General features: G+C 44.5%; 13 protein-coding genes. 5 read left to right on the top strand and 8 right to left on the bottom strand.

Features of this window, described 5'->3' with window-relative positions; all coding sequences use genetic code 11:
• The first annotated feature begins 215 nt into the window (after positions 1–215).
• From WKI49_01975 to WKI49_01965, 3 genes are read left to right on the top strand one after another with little or no spacing between them, the layout of a single operon-like run.
• Entirely contained in the window at positions 216–701 is a 486-nt protein-coding gene (locus WKI49_01975; protein ID MEJ7621271.1) for a HyaD/HybD family hydrogenase maturation endopeptidase, read from the top strand.
• Entirely contained in the window at positions 673–984 is a 312-nt protein-coding gene (locus tag WKI49_01970; protein MEJ7621270.1) for a thioredoxin, read from the top strand. The genes WKI49_01975 and WKI49_01970 overlap by 29 nt, the downstream gene beginning before the upstream one ends.
• Positions 975–1,376 (top strand): hydrogenase expression/formation protein, encoded by a 402-nt coding sequence (locus WKI49_01965; protein MEJ7621269.1) that lies wholly within the window; start codon positions 975–977, stop codon positions 1,374–1,376. Before WKI49_01970 ends, WKI49_01965 begins: the two co-directional genes overlap by 10 nt.
• Here WKI49_01965 and hypF read toward each other — a convergent pair.
• On the bottom strand, positions 1,330–3,576 hold the full coding sequence (gene hypF / locus WKI49_01960; GenBank protein ID MEJ7621268.1) for a carbamoyltransferase HypF: 2,247 nt from the start codon (positions 3,574–3,576) through the stop codon (positions 1,330–1,332). The two genes, WKI49_01965 and hypF, sit on opposite strands and share 47 nt — an antisense overlap.
• Positions 3,577–3,594: 18 nt before the next feature.
• On the opposite strand from hypF, the gene WKI49_01955 reads away from it, so the two are divergent.
• Both WKI49_01955 and WKI49_01950 read left to right on the top strand, forming a co-directional pair.
• Entirely contained in the window at positions 3,595–4,161 is a 567-nt protein-coding gene (locus WKI49_01955) for a hypothetical protein (GenBank protein ID MEJ7621267.1), read from the top strand.
• Complete coding sequence (locus WKI49_01950) at positions 4,136–4,360, top strand: hypothetical protein (GenBank protein MEJ7621266.1); 225 nt, start codon at positions 4,136–4,138, stop codon at positions 4,358–4,360. The genes WKI49_01955 and WKI49_01950 overlap by 26 nt, the downstream gene beginning before the upstream one ends.
• 261 nt (positions 4,361–4,621) lie before the next feature.
• Here the strand turns inward: WKI49_01950 and WKI49_01945 are convergent, their stop codons facing one another.
• Genes WKI49_01945 through hypB form a run of 7 tightly spaced genes read right to left on the bottom strand, consistent with a single transcriptional unit; the run spans position 4,622 to position 9,159 of the window.
• Positions 4,622–4,915, bottom strand: a complete 294-nt coding sequence (locus WKI49_01945) for a hypothetical protein (GenBank protein ID MEJ7621265.1) — start codon at positions 4,913–4,915, stop codon at positions 4,622–4,624.
• 21 nt (positions 4,916–4,936) lie between these two features.
• Complete coding sequence (gene hypA / locus WKI49_01940) at positions 4,937–5,281, bottom strand: hydrogenase maturation nickel metallochaperone HypA (protein ID MEJ7621264.1); 345 nt, start codon at positions 5,279–5,281, stop codon at positions 4,937–4,939.
• Complete coding sequence (gene hypE, locus WKI49_01935; GenBank protein MEJ7621263.1) at positions 5,281–6,282, bottom strand: hydrogenase expression/formation protein HypE; 1,002 nt, start codon at positions 6,280–6,282, stop codon at positions 5,281–5,283. The genes hypA and hypE overlap by 1 nt, the downstream gene beginning before the upstream one ends.
• Positions 6,283–6,291: 9 nt before the next feature.
• Positions 6,292–7,455 (bottom strand): nickel-dependent hydrogenase large subunit, encoded by a 1,164-nt coding sequence (locus WKI49_01930; GenBank protein ID MEJ7621262.1) that lies wholly within the window; start codon positions 7,453–7,455, stop codon positions 6,292–6,294.
• A gap of 9 nt (positions 7,456–7,464) precedes the next feature.
• The gene (locus WKI49_01925; GenBank protein MEJ7621261.1) at positions 7,465–7,599 is read right to left on the bottom strand and encodes a hypothetical protein; all 135 of its coding nucleotides are present in this window, start codon (positions 7,597–7,599) and stop codon (positions 7,465–7,467) included.
• Positions 7,589–8,446 (bottom strand): Ni/Fe hydrogenase, encoded by an 858-nt coding sequence (locus WKI49_01920; GenBank protein ID MEJ7621260.1) that lies wholly within the window; start codon positions 8,444–8,446, stop codon positions 7,589–7,591. Before WKI49_01920 ends, WKI49_01925 begins: the two co-directional genes overlap by 11 nt.
• Positions 8,443–9,159: a hydrogenase nickel incorporation protein HypB gene (gene hypB / locus WKI49_01915; protein ID MEJ7621259.1), complete on the bottom strand. Its 717-nt coding sequence runs from the start codon at positions 9,157–9,159 to the stop codon at positions 8,443–8,445. The genes WKI49_01920 and hypB overlap by 4 nt, the downstream gene beginning before the upstream one ends.
• Positions 9,160–9,197: the final 38 nt, after the last annotated feature.

Raw genomic sequence — 9,197 nt, 5'->3', positions numbered from 1 at the left:
CTATTTTGCATGGCTGGTTAAGATTTTAATGTCAACCTCTATAAGTGTCAAGAGGTCTTTGTGTTTCTATAAATTTCTATACTTTTAGCGATTAGTTTTTAATACATGGTGGTAAGGTTTGACGTCATTGAGAAGGAAGGAGAGGTTTCCTCTATGTTTAACGGAATGAAAAACTTCAAAGAAACACCCGTGGATGTGGAGGATGTAACTTGAGGGTGCTCCTTCTGGGTGTGGGAAACGTGCTCCTCTCAGACGAGGGGCTTGGTGTAAGACTGGTAGAGGAGCTAAGGAGACGCTACAGGTTTTCTCCAAATGTGGAGCTTATGGATGGTGGAACGCTTGGTATAGACCTCCTTTACTTTATAGAGGGCTTTGATAGGCTTTTGCTGGTGGATGCTGTGCTGGGAGGCTCTCCTCCTGGCACTCTTTATAGGTTTGAGGGTGAAGAGGTAAAGGCTTACTTTAGAAAAAAGGTTTCCGCTCATGAGCTTGGCATTCAAGAAGTGCTTGCCATAGCCCAGATGCTGGGAAAAGCTCCAAAAGAGATAGTTCTCCTTGGTATGGAGCCAGAGAGCTTAGAGATTTCCCTTGAACTTTCTGAGAGTGTAAGGTCAAGGTTTGAGGAGCTTATATCTGCGGTGTTGAGAGAGTTGGAAAGATGGGGTGTGAGCTATGAAAGAGTTGAGCCTGCAGGAGTTTAAGGAGCTTATAGCCTCTGGAAAGACCTTTGTCCTTTATGTAAGGTCTGAATCTAAAAAGAACACCATAAAAGAGGTTTTTGACACGGATGTGGTTATTCCAGAGCTTGAAAGAGTTTATGCTGGTAGCCTTGAGTTTTACTCCCTAAACGCAGATGAGAACATGGAAATTCTCAGAAGCTACAGACTGCCTTCCTTGGTGCTTTTTTCTGAAGGTAAGGAAGTGAGGGTTCTTGAAGGCATAAGGGCATGGAGTGAGTATGTGGAGGCTCTATCATGCTTATGAACGCACCCGCTATACTAATGGAGCTGGTTCAGGCTCTTAAAGACCTTTATGAAAAGGGTGAGGAGCACATCATATACATAAACAAACTGCCCCTCACTGAGGAAGACAGGGAGGTGCTTCTTGACGTGCTTGGAGAGGGTCAAGTTAGGATAAGTCTTTCTTCAAAGGTCCAGCCTGTGGAGTGGAGAGAGACGGGCATAAGTGGTATATGGATAGGCGTTTTCTATGACAGAGATAACAAACCCATACTGGAAACCATAGAGGTTTGCCACTTTCCACAGCTTGCGAAAGCTCAAAGGGAAGATATAGAGGAGTCAATTAGGGTTTTAAAAGAAAGGATTGAAGCTATAGTCCCTCCGCTAAACCCCCAAAGACCGCCTGACCAAGACTAAGACCTCCATCGTTAGGTGGAACCTTTTGATGGGTATAAACCCTAAAGCCCGCACTTTCAAGAAGTTCCTTTATCTTGCTTACCAAAGGGTCGTTTTGCATAACGCCACCAGAAAGGCATACCCTCTCCAAGGAGACCTCCTGAGCTACTCTAAGGCATATATGAGCCAAAGTGTTTATGAACCTTGAAACCGCTCTTACAGACTCTCTTTCCTCCATAAGAGCAAGGAACATGGGCTTCCAGTCTATGATGCCATCTTTTAACTCAAAAGGATAAGCGTCCTTCACAGAGTAGTCATACAAGTCCTCAAGCATCATGCTCGCCTGTCCTTCGTAGCTCAAAGTGTGCCTTATGTTAAGCAAGGATGCAACTGCGTCAAAAAGCCTACCAACGGAGCTCGTATAGGGTGAGTTTATGCCCCTCTTCCACGCTATGTAAAGGTTCTTAAGCTCTTTTTCCTCAAAGCACCTAAGGGTAGGGAGCTCAAGGTCAAGAGCTTCTTCGTGAAAAAGTTCAAAAAGTATGGAGAGAGCTACCCTTCTTGGTTCTTTTACCGCCCTTTCTCCACCTATGAGCCTAAAGGGTCTGAAATGAAAAAGCCTCATGTAGGAGCTATAATCACACTCTAAAAACTCGCCACCCCAGAGAGTGCCATCTTCACCGTATCCCGTCCCATCCCAAGCTATACCAAGCACCTTATCCCTTAGCTGGTTCTCCGCCATACAAGAGAGAATATGTGCAAAGTGGTGCTGGACTTTCACAAGAGGCAGAGCCTTCTCTACACTAAAACCCTCCGCCCACCTTGTAGTTTCATACCTTGGATGCATATCGCATACAACAACCTCTGGCTCAAACTCATAAAGCCTCATAAGGTCAAAAACCATCTCCTCAAAGGCTTTCAAGGTTTCAAGATTTTCCACATCTCCCACATGCTGGCTGATTATCACCCTATCACCAAGGGCAAGGGCAAAGGTGTTTTTTAGCATACCCCCTACCGCAAGAACCTTTCTTTTTAGAGAAAAGGGTAAACTAACAGGCATAGGTGCGTAGCCTCTGGACCTTCTTATAGGCGTGGGAACACCACCAATAACCTTCACCACAGAATCATCGCACCTTCTTTTTATGCCTCTGTTGTGGAGCAATAAAAAGTCAGAGAGCTTTGAAAGACTCCTTAGAGCCTCCTCATTATCTATAACTATGGGCTCTTCTGAAAGGTTTCCAGAAGTGGCGACGAGAGGAAAGTCTAAACCTCTCAAGAGAATATGATGCAAAGGTGAGTAGGGAAGAAAAGCTCCGAGCCTTTTTAGACCTGGTGCTACAGAGGGTGCAAGACCTCCCTTGTATTTTGTCAAAACTATGGGTCTTTCTGGAAGTGTAAGAAGAAGGAGCTCAAGCTCAGAGGGTTCCGCGTATTCCTTGAGCTGTGATAGGTCTCTAAACATAACCGCAAAGGGCTTTTCTTTTCTTCTTTTCCTATCTCTGAGAAGACTCACTACCTCTTCTTTTGTGGCATCACACATGAGATGAAACCCTCCCACACCCTTTACCGCAACTATCTTGCCGTCTTTTAGTAGCTCCAGCGTCAAGGTTAAAGCCTCGTCCCTCTCCGCAATGAGCTTACCCTTTGATGAGTATAGGCTTAGCCATGGACCGCACTCTGGGCATGCGTTAGGCTGAGCATGAAAGCGTCTATTAGAAGGTTCATGGTATTCCCTTTCACATTCAGGGCACATTTTGAAAAGTTTCATGGTGGTGTTGGGTCTATCGTATGGCAAACTCTCTATTATGGTGAACCTTGGTCCGCAGTTGGTGCAGTTTATAAAGGGATAGAGGTATCTTCTATCAGAGGGGTCAAAAAGCTCTTTAAGGCAGTCTTCGCATGTGGACATATCTGGAAGCACAAAAACTTCCTTTTGTCCTGTATCTGAGCTCTCTTTTATTTCAAAGTCTGAGTATCCCGCAGGCTGTAAAAAGCTAAAGTCCACAGAATGTATGCGAGCAAGGATAGGCTTTTCTCTGTTTAGCTTTATAAGAAATTCCTCAAGCACTCTCCTTTCACCCTCTACCTCTATGTATACGCCCCTTGAATCGTTTATCACGAAGCCTCTAAGCCCAAGCTCCTTCGCAAGTCTATAAACAAAAGGTCTAAAACCTACACCTTGAACCACACCTTTTATGCTTACGCAAAGCCTTTCAAGCACTATTTAAAATATAAGCTGATGGAACTAAGGAAGATAAAAGAAGCAAAAACTGAGCTTGAAAAACATCTATTATTCCTCGCTTGGTTGTCTGAAGAATTTAGAAGAAGGGGTAAAAGTCCTCCTATTCTTGTGGGCGGTAGTGCTGTTGAAATCTACACCTACGGGCACTACATGTCTGGCGATATTGACCTTGTAGGAGATAGAGAAATGGTTAGAGATATATTGCTTTCTACTGGCTATTTCAGAGAGCATGGAAGGCTTTTTATATCTGACGAGCTTGAACTTTTTGTAGAGGTTCCTGACTATAGGCTTAGTGGAAGTTATGAAAAGGTCAGAAGGATTAGGACAAAGGAGCTTGAAGGGGATATATATGTTATAGGCTTGGAGGACCTAATCCTTGATAGGCTCTCCGCTTGTAAGTTCTGGAAGAGCGAAGAGGATTGTAGGATGTCTGAATTTCTGATTAGGAAATATCTGGAAGAGCTTGATATAGAATACCTTCAAAATAGGGCGACAGAGCTTGGAGTTTATGAGGAGCTTTACGCTATATTATATCCTTATGAGGGAAATAGACATAAGCCTTGAAGACATAAGGCAAAGATACTACGAAGAAAAGTTAAAGAGGCTTGAAATGGGCTATCCTCTCAAGTTTAGAAGGACAAGACCAAGAGACCCTTTTAAGTCAAAGGCTATGGTTGAATGGCTATTAAGAATAACACCACCTGCAAAGGATATTCTTTCTGGTGAGGCTTTTGATAGGCTTTTTAGGGAGAGGGGTAAATAAGCTCATCCTCAGAAACCTTTCTCTCCATCCAAAAATAACTCTTAAGAAACTCTTCTTGGGTCATTACTGAGATTATAAGCTCTTTCTTCACCGTAGTCCACCCTAATGCCAAGCTCGTCAAGAACAGCCTAAAGCTCCTCCATTTTTCCTTCAAACTCCGTTATCTCAAAATCAATATCCATAGTGCTTTTTGCTTTGTTTACCTTATAGAAACTTAAAGCACTCCTTCCTATGGCTATTAGATTACACCTTATCCCTTTCTCAGATAACTTTTCCAACAGCCTTTCTTATACGACCCTCATACCATAACCTCTCCACAAAAGCCCTATAGTATTGATTGAGTTCTTCTTTTGGGATTTGCTTAGGCTCTTTTACCCTCAGAATCTCTTCCAGATAAGCGTTCCGCAAGTTGTATATTTCAAAGTCCCTTTTGAAAGTCCAATACCAAGATAGTGCTTTTTCAAGCTCTTGGCTGTCTTGAGGTAAACTCCTTGCGGTTTTTTCATCAAAAAGTGCGTCCAGCCATAGCCTTTTTATGAGCTCAAACTTCACCATTACATAAATTATAGCTTTGCACTAAGTTTCCAATTCAAGGCTCTTAAGCAAAAGGTCTCTTCCTCCTCTAATTTCTGTGTTTAGTCCACCGCACTTGGGACAGAGAGCATTTAGCTCTTCCTTTTCAAACTCCTCCATACAGTCAAAGCAGAAAACCTTGAGCTTTTCTATCTGTATGTGAAGCTCCGCATCCTGAGCATGTGTTCCCTCTTTGAAGGTTTCAAAGGCAAGCTGGAGAAGGTGAGGCTCAACGCCAGAGAGGACACCCACAAGAAGCTCAACCTTAAGAACCCTCTTAGCCCCATGAAGAGCTACCTGCTCTTCTATAAGCTCAAAGAGGCTCTGCACTATGGAAAACTCATGCATCAGCAAATCCTTGGAAGTAGCTCGCCAGCAGGTGGCTCTAAAAACCTTTTTGTTCCGTAAGGGGTTCTAAGGACAACCGCTGGTCTGCCCTCTGGCTTGACCGCATAGCCTATAAGGCTGGCTTCCTTTGCCTTTGGATGTTCCTTTAGGACCTCTAAAGCCTTCTCCGCATCTTCTCTCTTCACCGCCAATACAACTCTTCCCTCACAGGCAAGATGGTAAGGTTCTAAGCCCAAGAACTCACATAAACCAAGCACTTCCTGTCTTATAGGAATTTTTTCTTCCTCTACGAGAAAGGAAACCATAGAAGATTGAGCCCATTCATGAAGAACTGCAGATAGTCCTCCTCTTGTTGGGTCTCTCATGGCGTGAACCTCTACACCGCTTTTTAGAAGATGCTCTACCAAGTCCCAAAGGGGTTGGCAATCGCTTCCAAAGTCTTCACCAAATTCAAAGCCTTCCCTTTGGGCAAGCACGCAGGCACCATGGTCTCCTATAGGTCCAGAGACTATTATGGCATCGCCTTCCTTTACATTTCTACAGGATAGACCCTCGTATATGACCTCACCAATTCCAGAAGTGCTTATAAAGACGCCATCCGCCTGACCCGAGGGAACAACCTTTGTATCACCTGCCACAAAGAGCACTCCAACCTCTTCTGCGGTCTTTGCCATACTTTTTACTATCTTCTCCAGCTCTTCGTAAGGGAATCCCTCTTCTATTATGAAGGAGACGGACATATAAAGGGGCTTTGCTCCCATTACCGCAAGGTCGTTCACGGTGCCTGCAACTGCCAACTTTCCTATGTCTCCACCTCTGAAAAAGAGAGGCTTCACGGTAAAGGCGTCCGTGGTGAAGGCTATCTTTGAAGAGAGCTTAACAATAGAAGAGTCCTCAAGGGCGGAGAGGATAGGATTTCCAAGGTATTTCAAGAAAAGCTCCCTTATTAACTTCCAAGTTTCCTGACCACCACCGCCTTCAGAAAGTCTTATCCTCTTCATGGTTTTACCTCAGTGGGTTGTGCATACAGAACACAGGTCAAAACTCCTGAGCACCATCTGGGCATGAAGTTTACTTTTTAAACCAACCATCGCCTTTTCCGCTACACCAAGAAAGTTTTCACACCTTGGACCAAGGTTCCATTGGGAAGGTGTGATTATAGCGTAATCTTGTATAGTTCCATTCCTTACGCTAAGCCTGTGTATGAGTGTGCCTCTTGCCGCCTCCACTATGCCGTATCCTATACCCGTAGCCTTTGAGGGGAATCTTCCAAGGCTTGTAGATTTCTCCTGTAGCACTTCCTTTAACCTCTCTATCCAAAGCTCTATGACTTCAACTATACTCCATACTTCAAGAACCCTTGCCAGCACACGCACTGCAAAGGAATCTTTGAACTCTTTGTGCATACTCTTTACCATAAGGTTTCCCGACATAAGCTGTCTTGCGAGGGGTCCTGTCTCAAAGGGCATGCCTTTGTACCTTACAGGCTTAGCTCCCGAATAAGAGGGTGCATTAAGCTCTTCAATCTGGTCAACCTTCAACCTTCCATGCACTACCCTTTTCATAAAGTAGCCACAAGGGGCATAAAGACCGCCACCGCTTATAAGCCTGTCGTAAGAGCTTCCCAAGGTGAGCAAACCTTCCCTATGGCAAAGCTCAAGGAAAAGCCCAGCATCACCATTGAACTTCTGCCAGCTTCCTTCCTTTAAACACTTGACAAACTCAGCCTCTTCCATGCCTACCACATAGCTTAGGAAAAAGTGCTTCAGCTCAAGAAGTATCTGCCTAAGGGATGTTAGCTCTTTTACAGAGGGTTCTGAGGTTATGCCACCGGGCACTGCATAGGATGAATGGGGCCACTGACCAGAGAATAGAGCTATTCCCTTTGCTATTTTTGAAGCCATGTTTATAGCTGTGTGCCATCTTTCACCTCTAAAGGGCTCGTAAAGACCTCTGAGCCTTTCTTCCAAAAGAATAAAGTCAGGCATCATAAACAGGTAAAACCATTTCACGTGGTTCTGTAGAACTTCAAGGCTTTGTGTTATGTTTCTTACAAGTCTTGCCTTCTCCGTTGGCTTTATACCGAGGGCTTCCTCTATTGCTCTAACTGACGCTATAAGATGCGCATGACCGCATATGCCACAGACCCTCGGTGTTATCACGAGTGCATCCATGTAGTGCCTTCACACAAGAACCCTTTCTATTCCCCTCATGGAGTTGATGCGTATTTTCGCATCCTCTATAAGCCCATCCTTCCAAAAAAGCTCAAGCCTTGCTTCTCCCTCAACCCTTGGAAGTTCTAAGTTTTCAAGCCTCACCCTTTAACCTCTCTGGTGCAAACATCTTGGCGATGCCAGAGAGCATTATGTATCCTCTCCTTGAAACACCTATGGAAAGCTCCGCAGGAATGCCTGCATACTGCTTTGTCTCCCAAAGACCTAACCTCGGAAAGTCATACTCCGTGCATCCAAAGCAGGGTGTCCCCGCTCTTGTCTTTGAGCTAACCCCGTTCCAAAGTATGGTATTGCAAGAGCTGTAGCTAAGTGGTCCTCTACAGCCAAAGTGATAAAAAAGACATCCCCTTTTTGAGCCAAGCTCCTCCGCCTCCACCTTCCATTCAAAGTATTCGTTCCTCGTGCATCCCCAGTGGGTAAGAGAAGAATAAAAGACTTTTGGTCTACCCCACTGGTCAAGCTCTGGCTCCATACCCTCCACAAGCATAAGCATGGTTCCCACTATCCATTCTGGATGTGCTGGACAGCCAGAGAGGTTTATCACCGGCATACCACTTCTTGACTTAAAATCCTTATCCAGCAGTCCTCTTCTTTCCTTAAACCTATAAGAAAGACCACATACAGTTTCATCTGCAAGAGCTGGGATGTTTCCATAAACCGCACAGTTTCCAACCGCTATCACATATTTGGCAATTTTACACAGCTCTCTTGTTTCTACTTCATTGTTTCTCACCGCACCCTCCACTATGAGTATATCAATACCCTCACCGCTCTTTATAAGCTCTTCAACCGCCTCTTCTTGAGCTTTGAGAGAAAGGCTGGGATGATAAAGAAATTCAAGCCTCTTAGAGAGAGTGTGAAGGCTTTCATAGTTCAAAAAAGAGTGTGTATTTCCACAACAGGTAAGCCTCTGAAGCCAGAAAACTCTCATACCAAACTTTTTCTAAAAGCTTTTACCTTAAATCGGAGATATTCAAGCCACTCCTCCATACCCTCTCCAGTCTTTGTAGATAGCCTTAGGATATCTATGGAAGGGTTTACCCTTCTGGCAGACCTTATGGCTCTTTCTATGCTGAAGTCCACATATGGCAGGAGGTCTGTTTTCGTTATCACCATTAGCTGTGCACTTCTGAACATTACAGGATACTTCTCCGGCTTGTCATCGCCTTCTACTACAGAGAGAAGAACCACGTTCATGTGAGCTCCCACGTCATAGCTGGCAGGGCAGACAAGATTTCCCACGTTTTCTATAAAGACTATGTCAAGCTCCGCTAAGGGAAGTTTATGTATTCCCTCATGCACCATAAAGGCATCAAGATGGCAAGCAGAGCCCGTGCTTATCTGCACCGCAGGTGCACCCTTTGCCCTTATCCTCTGAGCATCTCTGTCCGTTTCCAAATCGCCTTCTATAACTCCTACTCTTAGGTCTGAAAGGGACTCAATAGTCCTTTCAAGCAGTGAGGTTTTTCCCGCACCCGGTGAAGACATAAGGTTTATGGCAAATATACCATGTTCCTCAAAGTGCTCTCTGTTCTCCTCCGCCTGAAGGTCATTCCTTTCAAGCACCTTTTTGAAAAGGCTTATCTCTTCTCTATGGCTATGTTCATGCTTATGGTTTATGGAGCATCCACACTCTTGACACATGATTTCCTCCTGAATGGTTATTCATTAAATATAGACCT

This window comes from Aquificaceae bacterium, from assembly GCA_037722135.1.
Lineage (GTDB): Bacteria > Aquificota > Aquificia > Aquificales > Aquificaceae > Pampinifervens > Pampinifervens sericum.
Note: the sequence above shows the minus strand (reverse complement) of the source record. Positions and strands in the feature narration are given on the sequence as shown.

Bases quoted from the DNA above. Each gene is read 5' to 3' on its own strand.
- WKI49_01970 (MEJ7621270.1), top strand. From the start codon at position 673: ATGAAAGAGTTGAGCCTGCAGGAGTTTAAGGAGCTTATAGCCTCTGGA.
- WKI49_01965 (MEJ7621269.1), top strand. From the start codon at position 975: ATGCTTATGAACGCACCCGCTATACTAATGGAGCTGGTTCAGGCTCTT.
- WKI49_01955 (MEJ7621267.1), top strand. From the start codon at position 3,595: ATGGAACTAAGGAAGATAAAAGAAGCAAAAACTGAGCTTGAAAAACAT.
- WKI49_01950 (MEJ7621266.1), top strand. From the start codon at position 4,136: ATGAGGGAAATAGACATAAGCCTTGAAGACATAAGGCAAAGATACTAC.
- WKI49_01945 (MEJ7621265.1), bottom strand. From the start codon at position 4,915: ATGGTGAAGTTTGAGCTCATAAAAAGGCTATGGCTGGACGCACTTTTT.
- hypA (MEJ7621264.1), bottom strand. From the start codon at position 5,281: ATGCATGAGTTTTCCATAGTGCAGAGCCTCTTTGAGCTTATAGAAGAG.
- hypE (MEJ7621263.1), bottom strand. From the start codon at position 6,282: ATGAAGAGGATAAGACTTTCTGAAGGCGGTGGTGGTCAGGAAACTTGG.
- WKI49_01930 (MEJ7621262.1), bottom strand. From the start codon at position 7,455: ATGGATGCACTCGTGATAACACCGAGGGTCTGTGGCATATGCGGTCAT.
- WKI49_01920 (MEJ7621260.1), bottom strand. From the start codon at position 8,446: ATGAGAGTTTTCTGGCTTCAGAGGCTTACCTGTTGTGGAAATACACAC.
- hypB (MEJ7621259.1), bottom strand. From the start codon at position 9,159: ATGTGTCAAGAGTGTGGATGCTCCATAAACCATAAGCATGAACATAGC.